Raw genomic sequence first — 15,960 nt, forward strand, 5'->3', positions numbered from 1 at the left:
CCACGGAGGTAAACAAATGAACGCCATCACGTCTGTTTTTGTCGATCTATCCGTACTCAGCCTTCTTCTGCTCATCGGATTTCTGCTGCGCCGACATGTTCCGCTGTTTCAGCGTCTGTATCTGCCCGCCTCGCTGTTAGCCGGTCTGGTCGGTCTGCTGCTGGGGCCGCAGGTGCTTGGCCGCTCCACGGCATACTGTCTGCCCATCGGCAATACGATCGGTCAGTGGCCCGGCGTGCTCGTCACTGTTGTGCTTGGTCTGTCGTTCTTCGGTTCCCGTTCATCGCACAACTTCGGACGCGTGGCTCTGTCGGCCGTGACGCAGGGAGGTTTGATGCATCAGACGCAAGTGCTTGTCGGCATGGGGGCGACGCTGCTGATGATGCCGTACTTTCCCAATCTGCCGTTCGCTTTCGGTCTCACACCGGTTTTCGGATTTCACGGCGGACACGGCACGGCCAACGCTGCCGGTGCTGCTCTCGCCGCAGCCGGCTGGGCTGATGGCGTGTCGGTAGCCAACACGATGGCCACCGCCGGCTTGCTTTCAGGTATCGTTCTCGGCATGCTCGTGATCAATATCGGCGTCCGCCGCGGCTGGTCACAGAAAGTCTCCAAGCCGCAGGACGTCCCCCAGGACATTCGCGAAGGCTATGTTCCCGTCGAGAAAAGAACTTCCATCGGCAAGGGAGTAACTTACAACGACGCTCTTGATCCGCTGGCATTGCAACTCGCGTTCGTCGGAGTGATCTATGGCTCAGCCCGTCTTCTGTCTCGAAGCCTGATCTGGATCCACCCGCTGCTCAAGGAGATCCCCCTGTTCGCCTGCGCTATGATATGCGGCGCTCTGCTATCCTATCTCCTTAAAAAGCTCAAAATGGCCGATTATATCGATCGCCCCACAGTAAACCGCATTTCCGGCGTTGCCCTCGATTATTTGGTCTGCTCTGCCATCGCGACGCTGTCGCTGAAGGTCTTTGCCCTTTACATGGTGCCCATGCTGGTCACCATAGGCGCTGTCATTGCCGCCAATATCATAGCCAACTTCTATTTTGCCTGGAAGATGTTCGACATCGACTGGTTCGAGCGCGCCATGGGAAGTTACGGTCTTGAGAGCGGCGTGCTCGCCACCGGGCTGATGTTGCTGCGCGTCATCGATCCAAAGTTCGAGACCACAGGGCAGGAGTCGGCGGCCGCCTCGGCGGCGCTGTGCTATCCCTGGTCGCTGCCCTATATTATGTTCATGCCCATGCTGGCCTTCAAAATTTCGCCATGGCTCCTCCTGACCGGCAGCGCCGTTCTCTGGATTGTGTTCTATATCGTCGCCCGCCGGTTCTTCTGGAACGGCGACCGCCGATTCAGCGACATCCTCAGCGCAAAGAGCGCAAAAGCTCAAGCGCAGCATCGGTAAAACCGGCACTGCTGCGTGAAGATTTTTTCGTTGTGTTTCCGCGCTTTGACGCGAAGGCGCAAAGAAAGATAATTCTCCATCAATGGAGTTAAGAAAAGGAAGGATAAAACATGCGCTTTTTTGACTGTACGATGCGCGACGGCGGCAATGTGGTCGGATGCGGATTCGACGCGGCTTTAACGCGAATGATGATCGAGGGGCTGCTGGACAACGGCATCACCGAGATCGAATTCGGCAACGCCAAAGGCATCGGCGCCTACGAGAATTCCCACGCCATCGCCCCGCTGAACGACGAACAGTATCTTGATCTCGCCCGGCCCTACTTTTCCCGCGGCACGCTGGGCATGTTCCTCAACGCCAAACGCTATACGGAGGCGTCCGTTGACCTGGCGGCCGAAAAAGGACTGGCGTTCCTGCGCGTCGGCGCCAACGCCGGCGAAGGCGCCGCGCTTTCGCTCAAGCCGATCAAGTACATCAAGAAGAAAGGGCTGAAGGCCTATTACTCGCTGATGAAGGCGTATGTCAGCTCCGCGAAAGAACTGGCCGAAGAGGCGAAAATGCTCGAGGACGCCGGCCTCGACGCCGTCACCATCATGGATTCGGCGGGAACCATGCTGCCCGAGGAAGTTTCCGAATACACCGAGTCGCTGGTCAAGGCCGTGAAGATCCCCGTGGGATTCCATTGCCACAACAACCTCGGCCTGTCGGCGGCCAACGCCGTGGCCGCATGGAAAGCCGGCGCCGCCATGCTCGACTGCGGGCTGCTGGGCATGGCCCGCAGCGCCGGCAACCTCGCTACCGAGGTCGGAGTGGCCTTGATGCAGCGTTACGGTCAAGCGGAGGAGGTCGACTTTTACGGTCTGCTGGGCTTCCTTGACTCGCAGCTGATCCCGGCCATGAAAGAACGCGATTATCACGCGGCCATCACGCCGCTCGACCTCGTGCTCGGCATGACCGGCACGCATTCCAGCTTCGTCGCGACCTTCAAAAAGGTCGCCGCCGAAGAGGGCGTGGCGCTTTACCGCCTGATCGCCGCGGTCTCCGCCAGAGACAGGAGCAATCCCAGCGAAGGTTTGATGCGCGAGACGGCTCGATCGTTGAGGAAGTAGGCGAAGAGGAGCATGAAAAAAATCCTTCTCGCCGGAAAATATCCCGCCGGCACCGCCGACGAATTTCGCGCACAGCTCGCCGGCGACGGCGCCGAAATCGTCGAAGCGACCTCGCAGGACGCGCTGGACGCCAGTACGGACGCCGACGCCATCGTTTTGCGCGTCCTCAAAGCTTCCAAGGGAACTCTCGCGAACAAAGGGAAACTGAAGCTGATCTGCCGCTGGGGCGTGGGCGTCGATTCCGTCGACGTCCCCTATGCTTCCTCCCGCGGCATCGCCGTCACCAACACGCCCGGCGCCAACGCCTCCGCCGTATCGGAATTGGCGGTGCTGCTCATGCTCGCCGTCGGGCGCAACCTCATGTTCCACAACCGAAGCATCCAGAACGGCGTTTGGAGCCGTACCATGTTCACCGACAACGCCGTGTCGCTGAACGGCAAAAAGGTTGGCATCATCGGCGGGGGCAATATCGGCCGTCAGGTGGCCCGCAGAGTCCAGGCCTTCGGCGCTGAAGCGCTGTATTACGACGTGTTCCGTCTCGCCCCGGAGACGGAAAAGCAGTTCGACCTGACGTTCGTCCCGCTCGACGATCTGCTCGCGGATTCCGACGTGGTCACTCTTCATGTGCCGCTGCTGGACAACAATCATCACATGCTGAACGCCGAAAAGATCGCGCTGATGAAAAGGAACGCCATTCTCATCAACACGGCCCGCGGCGGCCTGGTGGACGACAAGGCCCTGCTGACGGCCATCGACGAAGGCCGGCTGATGGGCGCCGGGCTGGACTGCGTAGAAGACGATCCCCTGCCCGCCGGGCACCCTCTGCTGGATCATCCCAACATCGTCATCACGCCTCACGTCGGCGGCAACACATCGGATCTCGGCACGGTCATGGTGCCCATGATCAGCGACACTTTGAAAAAATTCCTGCATGGCGAGAAACTGAAATTCGTGGTCAATGAAAAAGAACTGAGCAAACAATAGCGAAAAGAGGGACGAAAAACGCGAGCGGTGCGTTTTCCGTCCCTCTTTTCACGACGACGGTATTTTCTTCGTTTCGTGATAAACCGCTTCGTCCGATGATTTCACCGGTTTCCCCATTGGGTCAGACGATAAATCCCGGCAATATAACTGACATTCAGCAATTATTTTCTTTTTTGACCATGCAGAATGAACTTTCCAAGTCTCGAGCTTCATGCTAAGATAAATTTATCTTTTAGATGGTTTTCTTATGTAAATTCTGATAAAACATGTGGTTATTAAGAAATCGCGCCAGGCAATTTTTTCGAGAACATACAGGGGGGCTTGTCGTATGCTGAAGTACGTGCTGCAGAGAATATCCACGAGTTTGCTGACGTTGTTCGTGATCATCACGCTGACATTTTTTCTGATGCGGGCCATTCCGGGCGGGCCGTTCACCGACGAAAAGGTGATCCCGCCGGAGATCATGGAGAAGATTCTGGAACGCTATCACATGAACGACCCGCTCTGGAAACAGTACGGACATTATCTGTGGAACGCGATCCATTTCGATTTCGGCCCTTCCTACCGCTACGAGGGCATGACGGTCAACCAGCTGATCTCCGGTTCGTTCCCCGCTTCCGCTCTGGTCGGTTCGCTGGCGATCTTGCTGTCGCTGGCCGTCGGCATCCCCGCGGGCATCATCTCGGCGCTGCGGCGAGGGCGATGGCAGGACAAGACGGCCATGGTGCTGGCCACGCTGGGGATCACGATACCGAACTACGTCATCGCCACGCTGATGGTCTATTTCTTCGCCTACCGATGGGGGATCGTCACCGTCGGCTTCTGGGAAGGTCTGCCGACGTCGATCCTGCCGGCAATCACGCTGGCGGGGTATCCGGCGGCGTTCATCTCGCGCCTGACGCGCTCCAGCATGCTCGAAGTGATCCAGCAGGATTATATCCGCACCGCCTATTCCAAGGGGCTGCGCGAGCGCACGGTCGTGTACATCCACGCGCTGCGCAACGCGATCATCCCCGTCGTCACCTATCTGGGGCCGCTGATCGCGGGCATTCTCACGGGCAGTTTCGTCGTCGAGCAGGTGTTCGGCATTCCCGGGCTGGGATTGTTCTTCGTGACGAGCATCCAGAACCGCGACTACACGACGATCATGGGCGTGACGATCTTCTTCAGCGCCCTGCTGGTGTTCATGAATCTGCTCGTCGATATCTGCCTCGGCTTCATCGATCCGCGCATCAAGCTGGCCAAATAGGGGGGGACGCATGATGACTGAAAAGACTTCCGCGGAAACGCGCCCGCTCCGCCTGCCCGATCTGAACGACGCTTCGCTGTTCGAGTTCGTCGGCGCGGAGGAGAAAAACAAGGCGGAGTTCATCCGCCCCAGCCAGACGTACTGGCAGGACGCCTGGCAGCGTCTCAAGCGCGACAAGCTGGCGATGTTCGGGCTGTTCCTGATCGTCTGCATCTTTCTGATGGCGATCTTCGGGCCGCTGCTGTCGCCCTACGCCTACGACGAACAGGATTTCCTCATCTCCAACGAGTTCCCCTCGTGGGCGCATCCGTTCGGCACCGACATGTTCGGCCGCGACATGTTCGTGCGCGTCATGTACGGCGCGCGCATCTCCCTGGCCGTCGGCCTGATGGCCAGCCTGATCAACCTGACGATCGGCGTGATCTACGGCAGCATCTCCGGCTTCGTCGGCGGCCGTACCGACGACGTGATGATGCGCATCGTCGACACGATCCGCAGCGTGCCGACGATGATCTACGTCATCCTGCTGATGGTCGTGGTCGGTCCGGGGCTGAAGAGCATCTTCATCACGCTGGGCATCAACTACTGGACCAACATGGCGCGCATCGTCCGCGCCGAGATCATGCGCGTCAAAAACGAGGAGTTCGTGCTCGCGGCGCGTGTCATCGGCGCTTCGCCGGCGCGCATGCTGCTGCGGCACCTGATCCCCAACGCCATGGGGCCGATCCTCGTCACGCTGACGTTCTGCATCCCGCAGGCGATCTTCGCCGAGGCGTTCCTGAGCTTCGTCGGCCTCGGCGTCAGCGCGCCGATGGCTTCGTGGGGCGTGCTCAGCAGCGACGCGATGAACGCGCTGATGGTCTATCCCTACCAGCTGTTCTTCCCCGCCATGGCCATCTCGCTGACGATCCTCGCGTTCAACTTCTTCGGCGACGGCCTGCGGGACGCGCTCGACCCGCGGCTGCGCAAGTAGGTAAAGAAGGGGGGAAGATTTTCATGTCGGAAAAAATTCTCACGATCAGGGATCTGCACACCTCTTTCTTTACGCCGGTCGGCGAGGTCAAAGCCGTCGGCGGCGTCTCGCTGACGCTCGACAAGGGCGAAGTGCTGGGCATCGTCGGCAAATCGGGCAGCGGCAAATCCGTGACGATGCTGTCGATGCTGCATCTGCTCGGCCCTTCGGGAAAAGTCGTCGGCGGTTCGGTCAACTTCGAGGGGCAGGAACTGACGACGATGAACTACAAACAGATGTCGGACATCCGCGCCAACAAGATCTCGATGATCTTTCAGGACCCGATGACCAGCCTCAATCCGGTGCTGTCCATCTCGTACCAGCTGTGCGAGCCGCTGATCCGCCACAAGCACATGAGCCGGGGCGAGGCGAAAAAGCGCGTGATCGAGCTGCTTCACGACGTCGGCATCGAGCCGGCCGAGGAACGCATCGGCCAATACCCGCATCAGTTCTCCGGCGGGCAGCGTCAGCGCCTGATGATCGCCATGGCGCTGGCCTGCAATCCCGACCTGCTCATCGCCGACGAGCCGACGACGGCGCTCGACGTGACCGTGCAGGCGCAGATCCTCGAACTGATGAAAGATTTGCAGAAGAAATGGAACACCGCCATCATCCTCATCACGCACGATCTCGGCGTCATCGCCGGCATGGCCGACCGCGTCGCCGTCATGTACAGCGGGCATGTCGTCGAGGAAGGGACGCGGCGCCATATCTTCTATAATCCGGCGCATCCGTACACGCAGGGGCTGCTCAAGTCGGTGCCCAATCCCGACAATCTCACCAAGGAACGGCTGATCCCCATCAAGGGGCAGCCGCCCGATCTGCTCAACCCGCCCAAGGGCTGCCCGTACGCGCTGCGCTGCCCCAAGGCGATGCGCGTCTGCCTGCAGTACCCGCCCGAAACGCAGTTCGTCGAGGAAGGCCATTCAGCCGCGTGCTGGCTTCAGCACGCGCCCCACGGAGGTGACGCGCGATGACCGACAGCCGGGAAATCCTTCTCGAAGTCACGGATCTGGTCAAGCACTTCAACGTGCCCAGAGGCGTCGTGCGCTCCGTCGACGGCGTGTCGTTCAGCATCCGCCGCGGCGAAACGCTCGGCCTGGTCGGCGAATCCGGCTGCGGCAAGACGACCACCGGGCGCACGATCATCCGCCTGTACGACGTCACCTCGGGCAGCGTAAAATGGAAAGGACACGAGCTGGCGAACCTTTCACAGAAGGAAATGATCCCCTACCGCAAGGAACTGCAGATGATCTTTCAGGATCCGTACGCCTCGCTCAATCCGCGCATGACCGTCGGCGACATCGTCATCGAGCCGATGGTGATCCACGGCGTGCCGCGGGACGAGCGTATCGACCGCATGCGTCGCCTGCTTTCCATCGTCGGGCTCAACAGCGAGCACGCCAACCGCTACCCGCACGAGTTCTCCGGCGGGCAGCGCCAGCGCATCGGCATCGCCCGCGCGCTGGCCGTCGAGCCGGAATGCATCATCTGCGACGAGCCGATCTCGGCGCTGGACGTGTCCATCCAGGCGCAGATCGTCAACACGCTCGAAGACTTGCAGCACGATCTGGGGCTGACGTATTTGTTCATCGCCCACGACCTGTCGATGGTCAAGCACATCAGCGACCGCGTCGCCGTCATGTACCTCGGCAACATCGTCGAAGTGGCGGAGAGCAACGAACTTTACACCAATCCGCTCCATCCCTACACGCAGTCGCTGCTGTCGGCCATTCCCGTCCCCGACCCCGACAAATCCGACGCGAGAAAGCGCATCCAGCTTACCGGCGAAGTGCCCAGCCCGATTGATCCGCCTTCGGGCTGCAAGTTCCACACCCGCTGCCCGCGGGCGTTCGACCGCTGCAGCGTCGAAGCGCCGCCACTGGCCGGCGGCGAACATCAGTGCGCCTGCTGGCTGGCGAACAACTAGGCTTCACCGCGCACCTTCCGTGCGCGTCATTATACGTAAGGAGGATTCAGTCATGAAAAAACGCAGTTGGATTCTGGCAGCAGCCGCGGCGCTTGCTTTGTGCGCGAGCGCGTGCGCGGCGGAGAAGGTCTTCGTCTACAACCTCGGCGTCGAGCCGAGAACGATCGATCCGGCGCTGAACAACGCCACCGACGGCTCCACCATTATCTACAACCTCTTCGAAGGTCTGGTGCGCGTCTCCCTCGAGGACAAGCCCGAACCGGGGCTGGCCAAGAGCTGGGACGTCTCCGAAGACGGCCTGACCTGGACGTTCCACCTCCGCGACGGCCTCAAATGGCACGACGGCACGCCGCTGACGGCCGAACACTTCCGCTACGGGCTGCTGCGCGTCGTCGATCCCAACGTCGCTTCGCCCTACGCCTTTCTCGGCTTCCCCATCGTCAACGCCGAAAACTTCTACAACGGCAAGTGCAAGGCCGAGGACGTCGGCATCAAGGTCGTCGACAACACGACCCTCGAGCTGAAGCTCGCCTATCAGAACCCGCTGATGCTCGACCACCTGTCCTATCACATCTTCTTCCCCGCCAAGCCCGAAGTCGTCGAAGCCCATCCCCGCGACTGGACGACCTCGCCCGACACGATCCTCTGCAACGGCCCCTTCTATCTCACCGAGTGGAAGCACAACGCCGAGATGACGCTCGTCAAAAATCCCCACTACTGGGACGCCGAGAACGTCAAGATCGACAAGGTGCGCGTCGTCATGATCACCGACCCCAACACCGCGCTCGCGGCCTTCAAGGGCGGCAAGATCGATTTCAACAAGCGGCTGCCCTCCATGCAGATCCCCGTGCTGCTCAAGAGCGGCCAGGCCAAGACCGTCAACACGCTCGGCGTCAGCTTCAGTGTCTTCAACGTCACGCAGCCGCCGTTCGACAATCCGCTCGTGCGCCGCGCCTTTGCGCTGGCCGTCGACCGTCAGGGCATCGTCGATAAGGTGACCATGGCCGGCCAGGCTCCGGCCAACGCCTACATCCCCTACGGCCTGCCCGGGCCGGAAGACGGCAAGGATTTCCGCGCCGCCGGCAAATCCTACTTCAGCAACCGCGCTCAGCCCGAAGAGGCCCGCAAGCTGCTGGCCGAGGCCGGTTATCCCGACGGCAAGGGTTTCCCCAAGATAACTTACAAGTACAACACCAACGAAGGCAACAAAAACATCGCCGAAGCCCTGCAGGCCATGTGGAAGAGGAACCTCGGCATCGAAGTCGAGCTGTACAACGAGGAGTGGAAGGTCTTCATCAACACCCGTTTCCAGAAGAACTACCAGATCGCTCGCCACGCCTACCTGGTCGACTTCTTCGATCCCGCCAGCCTGATGGACATCCTCGTTTCCGATTCGCCCGAGAACGTTACCGGTTACAACAACCCCGAATACGACAAGCTCGTCGTGGCGGCCCGGAGCGAAATGGACCACGCCAAGCGCATCGGCTATCTGCTCAAGGCCGAGGACATCCTCATGCAGGATCTGCCCGTGCTGCCCATCAACTACTACTCCACCCCCTACATGGTCAGCGAACGCGTCAAGGGCATGTACATCTCGCCGCGCAACTGGGACTTCTTCCGCGGCGTCGAGATCGTCAAGTAAAGAGTTTTAAAGACAAAAAGGAGCGGGGCCCAGGCCCCGCTCCTTTTTGTCTTTATCGCTTCACCACAGTGCTTGTCCTGCGAAACGATTGTTAATATGATCCTGTCGTCTCCTCCGCGGGACCCATCAAACGTTTTCCCGCAAAAATCCGATAATAGACCGCGAAGGAAACGGCCGTCAGCGCCCACGACACGGGATAGCTCGCGACGATCGTGATCAGCCCGCGGCTTCGAGGAACGACGAACAGGATCCAGAGCACGCGCGAAGCGCAGGTGGCGATGAGAGTGAGCAGCATCGGGCGCAACGTCTCCCCCGCGCCGCGGATGGCCGCAGAAAGCGCTTCGCCGAACACGTAAACAAAGTAAAGCGGCGACAAAAAGCGCATCAGCTTTGCCATGATGGGAATAACGTCGTGATCGGACGGATTGACGAACAGCCCGCCCAACGGCTCGTTCCAGAGATACAGCGCCGCGCCCAGCGCCGCGACGAGGCTGGCCGTCATTCCCGTCCCGACGAGGACGCCGCGTCGGACCCTTGCGAACTGCCCCGCGCCGTAATTTTGCGCGACGAACGTCGATATCGCCGCCGCCAGAGAGTCCGCCGCCAGCCAGATCATAAAATCCAGCTTCCCGCATAGCGCCCAGGCGGCGATGTTGTTCGTTCCGGTCCCATTGATGGCGCCCTGGATCATCATGTTGGCAACGGGATAAAGCGACGACTGCAGTCCCACGGGAAGTCCCAGACACACGATGGCTCTCAGCGCCGGACGATGGAAACGCGCCTGTCGAACGGAAAAGCCCTCGACGCCGTTTTTCCCATTCAGCGCGTTCAGCGCCAGCAGCGCGCTGACCATCTGCGCCGCGGCGGTCGCCAGCGCGGCTCCCGAAACGCCCCAACGGAACACACCGACGAAAAACAAATCCAGAACGACGTTGACGGCGCCGGAAACGACGAGGATGTAAAAAGGCGTTTGGGAGTTTCCGACCGCCCGCAGGATCCCGGCTCCGATATTGTAGAGCATGGAAAAAACGAACCCCGCATAGTAAATGCGCACGTACGACAGCGTCAAAGGAAAAATGTCCTCGGGAACGTCCAGCCACCGCAGGCAGGCGGGCGCCGCCGCCACGCCGAGGACGGAAAGGACCGTCCCGCCGGCGAGTCCGAAAACGACGACCGTATGGACGGCGCCGAGAAGCTCCCGTTTTTTCCCGGCGCCAAAAAACTGCGAGACGATGATGGCCGCCCCGCCGGACAATCCCACGAAAAAATTGACCGGCAGCTTCAGCAGGCTGTAAACGGAGTCTACGGCCGCCAGACCGTTTTTCCCGACGAACTGCCCGACGATCACCGCATCCGCGGTCGTGTAAAACTGCTGAAAGAAATTTCCGGCCAGGATCGGCAGAAAGAAGACCAGCAAATTTTTCCATATGACGCCCCGAGTCATGTCAAGGTTTTTATCGCGCACCGCGCTCCTCCCCTTCGCCTTACGGACGCGCACGAACGTGCGACTCGCCGTCCGCAAAACTTCTTGCCAACGTTCGCTTCCCGATCGGTTCGAGACGTTCCGCCGGCACAATCTCCGCAAATCTCCCGTCTTTCATGATCGCCGCCCGCTGGCAGAAATGCCGAATGATCCTCATGTCGTGAGAGATCATGACAACGGCGAAACCGAACGCCCGCTGCAGCTCGTAAAGCAGGCCGAGTATCTGCTTCTGCAGGATCACGTCCAGCGCGGAAACCGCTTCGTCGCACAAAAGGATATCCGGCTCGACGACCAGCGCCCGCGCCAACGCGACGCGCTGACACTGGCCGGTGCTGAGTTGGGGCGCGCGCCGCATCTGCGCCTGCGGATCGATGCCCACCCGTTCCAGATAGTAACGGGCTTTCTCGTCCCGCTCCCGTTCCGTCCCCACGGCAAGATACTTCAGCGGTTCCTGCACGAGCTGAAGAGCGCTGCGCGACGGATTCAGGCTCGCCCGCGCGTCCTGGAACACCATCTGCATCTTGCCGCACACCCATCTTCTGCGCTTCCCGCGCAGATCCGTGATGTCGCGCCCGCAGCAGACGACCGAACCGCCGTCGACGCTTTCCAACCCTGCGACGCATCTGGCCAATGTGGATTTTCCGCAGCCGCTGCGACCCAGGATGCCGACGGATTCTCCCCTGTACAGGTCGAAACTCGCCTCCTTGAGCACGTCAATTCTATTTCCGTTCCTGCCGAAGGACTTGCAGATGTTCCTTACCCGCAGCAGCGGCGGCTCCCCCGCCCGGTCTTTCGGCGGACGTCCTCTTTCCGGCAGCGCTCTTGCTTCTATGAGCGACTGCGTATAGCTCTCCCGTGGACAAAGCAGGACTTCTTCCGTCGCCCCTTCCTCGACGACGGTCCCGTCCCGCAGGATGATCACGCGGTCGCTCGCTTCACGAGCTACGGCGATGTCGTGAGTGATCAGCAGAATCGAAAGGGACAGCCGCTTTTGCACCTGTTTCAGCAGCGCGAGAACCTCGCGCTGGCTGTCGGGGTCGAGCGCCGACGTCGGTTCGTCCGCGATCAGGATCTCCGGTTCGAGGCAGAGAATGAGCGCGATATAGACTCTCTGGCACATCCCGCCGCTGAGTTCGAACGGATACGCGTCCAGAACGCGCTCGGGATCTTCGAACTTCAGAAGCGACAGCAGTTCCCGGCTCTTCCGCTCGAACGACTCCTCCGAACCGGCTTTGTGAAAGCGCAGCGTCTCGAGAAAATGCGCGCGGACCCTCTCGACGGGGTTGAGCGCCAGCCGAGCGTCCTGATAGATCATGGCGATCCTCTTTCCGCGCAGCGGCCGCCAGTCGAAACGCGGCGAAGCCAAGTCCAGAGGCGGCTCGTCTCCCATCCACAGCGCGCCGCTCTCGATCCGGGCCGAGGGAGGCAGCATCCCCAGAAGCGCTTTTCCGCAGGTTGTTTTGCCCGATCCGCTTTCCCCCAGCAAAGCCAGCGTTTCTCCTTTTCGCAGGGAGAAGGAAAGCTGTCTCAGCACCTGAAGCCGTCCTTTTCCCCGACCGTACGCCACGCCCAGATTTTCTACCGATACGGCGCGTTCCATGTCTAAAGCCGCACCCCCTCGTAAGGATCCATGACGTCGCGCAGGCCCTCGCCGATAAAGTTCAGCGCCAGCACCGTAACGACGACGAAAAGGGCGGGGCCGAACAGCAGGTGGGGATGTTGGAAAAAATGGGCCCGGGCGTCCGAAAGCATGCTGCCCCACTCGGGCAGAGGCGGCTGCGCGCCCAGCCCCAGAAAGGAAAGAGCGGAAATCGAAAGGATCAGCGTTCCCAGCTCAAAGGTCGCCAGAACCGCGACGGAGCCGATCGTTTTGGGCAAAAGCTCGCAGAAAACGATCCTCGGTTCGGACGCTCCCAGCACTCTGGCGGCCAGCACGCTGGGATCGTTCTTTATCTGCAGGACGACGCTCCGCGAAATTCTGGCAAACGGCACCCACCAGACGGCGACCACCGCAACCAGAAGCTGCGTCAGGCCGGGGCCCCACAGCGCGGCGACGACCATGGCGAAGACCATGAACGGAAACGCCATGAGCACGTCTATGATCCGCATCAGAATCGTATCGAACGCCGTCTGGCTGTGCAGCCCCGCCAGGATCCCCAGCTGAACGCCGATCACCAGCCCCATGCCGAGCGCCGCGAAGGAAGAGACCAGCGTCACCCGCCCGCCGTAAAGCGTACGGGCAAGGATATCCCGGCCGAAACGATCCGTGCCGAACGGATGGCGCGCGCTGAAACTTTCCAGGCGTCGCGCGCTGTCCGCCGCATCCGGAGCGCAACCGGTCAGCAGCGGCGCGCCGACGACCGATACGGCGACGAGGCACAGCAGCGCCGCTCCCACAAATATTTTCGCGGAACGTTTTTCCTTTTTCATACATCGTTCCTCCGCTTTCCGGACAGGCCGGCTTCGCGCCCGCTCTTCCGCACGCGAGGATCGGCCACGATATAGGCGACCTCCACAAGGAGGTTGATCATGACGACCGCCGCGACCGTCAAAACGGTATACCCCTGCACCGCGGGATAATCATGAAGTAAAACGCTGTTCATGGCGTAGTTCCCCAACCCCGGCCAGTTGAAGATGCTCTCGATGACGACGGAACCGCCGATCAGATGGGCAAAAGACAGCGCAAGCGTTGTAATAACGGGAAGCAGCGCGTTCAAAAACGCCCCGCGCAGAATAAGGCTCCGCGGCAATCCGCGGGACTGCGACGCCGCGACATAAAGCTTGCCGAGCTCGGCAAGCATGACGGCGCGCACCATGCGCACGACCGGCGGCGCGCCGGCCAGTCCCAGCGCGAGCGCCGGCAGCCACAGCCGGGATAATCCCGCGTAACTGCTTATTCCGTACCAGCGCAGCCGGATCGAAAAAACAAAAAGCAAAACCAGCGAGAAAACAAAAGCCGGCAAAGAAGCCATCACGACGCACATCATACGGACCAGCCCATCCTGGAATCGGCCGGCCTTGATTGCGGAATAAAGCCCCAGCGACAATCCAAGCGCCGATTCAACCAACAAGGCGGCGGACGACAACAGCAGCGTCGCCGGGATCAAGCCGAGCAGCTCCCGCAGCACGGGGCGTCCCGTCCGCATGGAACGCCCCAGATCGAGGGCGGCCAGCCTTTTCAGCCAGCGAAGATACTGAACGGGGACGCTGTCGTTCAGCCCGTGCAGTTCCCTCAGTTCGGCCTTTCGTTCTTCGAGCATCTCCGTATTGACGCCAAGATCGTTGGACACCAGCCCCAGCGCCATATCGACCGGATCGCCGGGAGCAAAGCGCACCAGCGCGAACACGATCATGGAAGCAAGCAGCAGCGTAACAAGCGCGCCGCCGATCCGGCGCAAAACCAACACCCCGCACATGAAAGCGCCTCCTTACCGAACAAAAAGGCGACAGGACAGAGAACCGAGAGGTTCCAGCCCTGCCGCCCGGCAGATCATACACTATTCCACGATTCTCAGATTCGCGTTCACGACGTTTTCGAACTGGCGAAAATGCGGGACGAATCCCCGCAGTTTGTTGCTGACGGCAGTAATCTGCGGGCGCGGGCAAATATAGACGGCGGGGGATTTCTCGGCGATATGCAGCGACAGTTCTCTGGCGATCTTGCCGCGTTCCTCCCTGCTGCCGGCGGCCGCAAGCCGCGCCAGCAGATCGTCGACGCGCGCGTCGCGATAGCGTCCGTAATTTGCGGTTCCGTTCGCGCCGTATTGCGTGTTCAGAAGTCCCAAAACATTTCCGAACGTTCCCCAGCCCTCGATGGCTCCGTCCCAATCGCCGGTCTTGTACGCGTCGGACATCAGGGAATAATCGCCGTGACGGACCGACACGTTTACCCCCAGCCTGCGCCATTGAATCTGGACGGCCTCTCCCAGCGCCTTGTCGTTGCGGAAAGAGCGCACGGTCATGGCAAGCTGTGCGCCGTTCCTATACCGGTAGCCGTCGGCCTCCAGACGCCAGCCGGCCTCGTCGAGAAGCGCGGCGGCTTTTTCCGGATCGTAGGAGTCGAAAAAAGCGTTCTTTATGTCGGCATAGGCGGGGTTCGCTCCGAGCCAGGTCGTTACGGGTTCGCTTAGCCCTTCCATGCCCAGAAGGATCAGCTCGCGCCGGTCCAGTCCCCAGCTCAGCGCCCGGCGCACGCGTTCGTCGCTGAGGGCGCTCTTTTCGGTGTTGAGATAGACCGTCATCGTCTGGGCTCCGGGCACCATCACGATATGGGACGCCGCGTTCTCGGTAAACTGTTTATAGGCGGTGCGATCGATATCCATCACCACATGGTACTGGCCGCTCAACGCCGCCATGACCCGCGCGTCGGAATCCCCGATCTGTTCATGGACCACACGCTGGATCTCCGGCTTCGTTCCCCAGTAATTCTCGTTTTTCTCGAAGACCATGCGCCGCGACGGCTCGAAAGAGACGATCCGGTACATGCCGGTATAGTCCGCCGATTCCGCGCCGTCGTACGAGTACGGCGCGGCGGTGTTGTGGATAACCAGCTGCGAAGAAGAAAGATTTTCGGTGATATCAACGTTCGCAGCATCCGTGACGACCCGCACCGTATTTTCGTCTGCGGCGGAAAACGTCATTCCCTTCAGGTGAGGATTCGCTTTCATGTCCAACGCCTTCGAACGCATCAGAGAAGCGACGACGGCCTCCGCCGTCACCGGCGCTCCGCTCCAGAAAACGGCTTCGGGGCGCAGGCGGATCTCCCATGAATGTTCGTCCAGCTGAACGGCTTCCTTGGCGAGCGAAGGTCGAATAATCCCGTCGGCCCCCGCCTTGAAAAGAATCTCGCCCGCCCCCATGTTCAGGAGGTAATCCGCGGCGGGGTACACCGTCGGATCCACGCCGCAGGCGATCTCGCTGCCGGCGACGATCAGTTCGGACTCGGACGGGACGTCGGACGACACGGCTCCGGCCTGCCCGGTCAGCGCCGTCAGGGCCAAAAAAGCGGCGCACACGGTCAACAAGTGCAAATATCGTTTCATTCGATTCAAAACCCCTCTTCCTTATCTTTCTGCTTCTCTTTCCGCTTCAATGAAATTAGCATCAGCTAACCGATATCACGCAGTTTAGGGCTTGTTTAAAA

At 60.6% G+C, this 15,960-nt stretch carries 13 protein-coding genes; 8 read left to right on the plus strand and 5 right to left on the minus strand.

Translation table 11 applies throughout. The features are described from left to right. Positions 1-16: 16 nt before the first annotated feature. The 8 genes from RAH42_RS09725 to RAH42_RS09760 all read left to right on the plus strand — a co-directional run bounded on the left by RAH42_RS09725 (position 17) and on the right by RAH42_RS09760 (position 9,334). The gene (locus tag RAH42_RS09725) at positions 17-1,408 is read left to right on the plus strand and encodes a sodium/glutamate symporter (RefSeq protein WP_317539378.1); all 1,392 of its coding nucleotides are present in this window, start codon (positions 17-19) and stop codon (positions 1,406-1,408) included. 110 nt (positions 1,409-1,518) lie between these two features. Continuing rightward, complete coding sequence (locus RAH42_RS09730; RefSeq protein WP_078016002.1) at positions 1,519-2,517, plus strand: 4-hydroxy-2-oxovalerate aldolase; 999 nt, start codon at positions 1,519-1,521, stop codon at positions 2,515-2,517. A 12-nt stretch (positions 2,518-2,529) separates the two neighbouring features. Beyond that, positions 2,530-3,501: a 2-hydroxyacid dehydrogenase gene (locus RAH42_RS09735; protein ID WP_317539379.1), complete on the plus strand. Its 972-nt coding sequence runs from the start codon at positions 2,530-2,532 to the stop codon at positions 3,499-3,501. A 328-nt stretch (positions 3,502-3,829) separates the two neighbouring features. Continuing rightward, positions 3,830-4,750, plus strand: coding sequence for an ABC transporter permease (locus tag RAH42_RS09740; protein ID WP_078016000.1), 921 nt, complete (start codon positions 3,830-3,832; stop codon positions 4,748-4,750). A 10-nt stretch (positions 4,751-4,760) separates the two neighbouring features. Beyond that, positions 4,761-5,723: an ABC transporter permease gene (locus RAH42_RS09745; RefSeq protein WP_078015999.1), complete on the plus strand. Its 963-nt coding sequence runs from the start codon at positions 4,761-4,763 to the stop codon at positions 5,721-5,723. A gap of 23 nt (positions 5,724-5,746) precedes the next feature. Continuing rightward, positions 5,747-6,739, plus strand: coding sequence for an ABC transporter ATP-binding protein (locus RAH42_RS09750; RefSeq protein WP_317539380.1), 993 nt, complete (start codon positions 5,747-5,749; stop codon positions 6,737-6,739). Continuing rightward, on the plus strand, positions 6,736-7,692 hold the full coding sequence (locus RAH42_RS09755) for an oligopeptide/dipeptide ABC transporter ATP-binding protein (protein WP_078015997.1): 957 nt from the start codon (positions 6,736-6,738) through the stop codon (positions 7,690-7,692). The genes RAH42_RS09750 and RAH42_RS09755 overlap by 4 nt, the downstream gene beginning before the upstream one ends. A 52-nt stretch (positions 7,693-7,744) precedes the next feature. Beyond that, positions 7,745-9,334, plus strand: a complete 1,590-nt coding sequence (locus tag RAH42_RS09760; protein WP_078015996.1) for a peptide ABC transporter substrate-binding protein — start codon at positions 7,745-7,747, stop codon at positions 9,332-9,334. Positions 9,335-9,425: 91 nt separating this feature from the next. Here RAH42_RS09760 and RAH42_RS09765 read toward each other — a convergent pair whose 3' ends face one another. The 5 genes from RAH42_RS09765 to RAH42_RS09785 form a co-directional block, all read right to left on the minus strand. Beyond that, positions 9,426-10,799, minus strand: coding sequence for an MATE family efflux transporter (locus RAH42_RS09765; RefSeq protein WP_317539381.1), 1,374 nt, complete (start codon positions 10,797-10,799; stop codon positions 9,426-9,428). A 19-nt stretch (positions 10,800-10,818) separates the two neighbouring features. Next, a complete protein-coding gene (locus RAH42_RS09770; RefSeq protein WP_078015995.1) occupies positions 10,819-12,417 on the minus strand; it encodes an ABC transporter ATP-binding protein in 1,599 nt (532 codons plus the stop codon). Between the two features lie 2 nt (positions 12,418-12,419). Beyond that, positions 12,420-13,247 carry an ABC transporter permease gene (locus tag RAH42_RS09775; RefSeq protein WP_078015994.1) on the minus strand — a complete coding sequence of 276 codons (828 nt, stop codon included), beginning with the start codon at positions 13,245-13,247 and terminating at the stop codon, positions 12,420-12,422. Further along, positions 13,244-14,233 carry an ABC transporter permease gene (locus tag RAH42_RS09780; protein WP_078015993.1) on the minus strand — a complete coding sequence of 330 codons (990 nt, stop codon included), beginning with the start codon at positions 14,231-14,233 and terminating at the stop codon, positions 13,244-13,246. Before RAH42_RS09780 ends, RAH42_RS09775 begins: the two co-directional genes overlap by 4 nt. A gap of 81 nt (positions 14,234-14,314) precedes the next feature. Next, positions 14,315-15,859, minus strand: coding sequence for an ABC transporter substrate-binding protein (locus RAH42_RS09785; RefSeq protein WP_078015992.1), 1,545 nt, complete (start codon positions 15,857-15,859; stop codon positions 14,315-14,317). Positions 15,860-15,960: the final 101 nt, after the last annotated feature.

The organism is Pyramidobacter sp. YE332 (assembly GCF_033060595.1).
Classification (GTDB): Bacteria; Synergistota; Synergistia; order Synergistales; family Dethiosulfovibrionaceae; genus Pyramidobacter.

Bases quoted from the DNA above. Each gene is read 5' to 3' on its own strand.
- RAH42_RS09725 (WP_317539378.1), top strand. From the start codon at position 17: ATGAACGCCATCACGTCTGTTTTTGTCGATCTATCCGTACTCAGCCTT.
- RAH42_RS09730 (WP_078016002.1), top strand. From the start codon at position 1,519: ATGCGCTTTTTTGACTGTACGATGCGCGACGGCGGCAATGTGGTCGGA.
- RAH42_RS09735 (WP_317539379.1), top strand. From the start codon at position 2,530: ATGAAAAAAATCCTTCTCGCCGGAAAATATCCCGCCGGCACCGCCGAC.
- RAH42_RS09740 (WP_078016000.1), top strand. From the start codon at position 3,830: ATGCTGAAGTACGTGCTGCAGAGAATATCCACGAGTTTGCTGACGTTG.
- RAH42_RS09745 (WP_078015999.1), top strand. From the start codon at position 4,761: ATGATGACTGAAAAGACTTCCGCGGAAACGCGCCCGCTCCGCCTGCCC.
- RAH42_RS09750 (WP_317539380.1), top strand. From the start codon at position 5,747: ATGTCGGAAAAAATTCTCACGATCAGGGATCTGCACACCTCTTTCTTT.
- RAH42_RS09755 (WP_078015997.1), top strand. From the start codon at position 6,736: ATGACCGACAGCCGGGAAATCCTTCTCGAAGTCACGGATCTGGTCAAG.
- RAH42_RS09760 (WP_078015996.1), top strand. From the start codon at position 7,745: ATGAAAAAACGCAGTTGGATTCTGGCAGCAGCCGCGGCGCTTGCTTTG.
- RAH42_RS09770 (WP_078015995.1), bottom strand. From the start codon at position 12,417: ATGGAACGCGCCGTATCGGTAGAAAATCTGGGCGTGGCGTACGGTCGG.
- RAH42_RS09775 (WP_078015994.1), bottom strand. From the start codon at position 13,247: ATGAAAAAGGAAAAACGTTCCGCGAAAATATTTGTGGGAGCGGCGCTG.
- RAH42_RS09780 (WP_078015993.1), bottom strand. From the start codon at position 14,233: ATGTGCGGGGTGTTGGTTTTGCGCCGGATCGGCGGCGCGCTTGTTACG.
- RAH42_RS09785 (WP_078015992.1), bottom strand. From the start codon at position 15,859: ATGAAACGATATTTGCACTTGTTGACCGTGTGCGCCGCTTTTTTGGCC.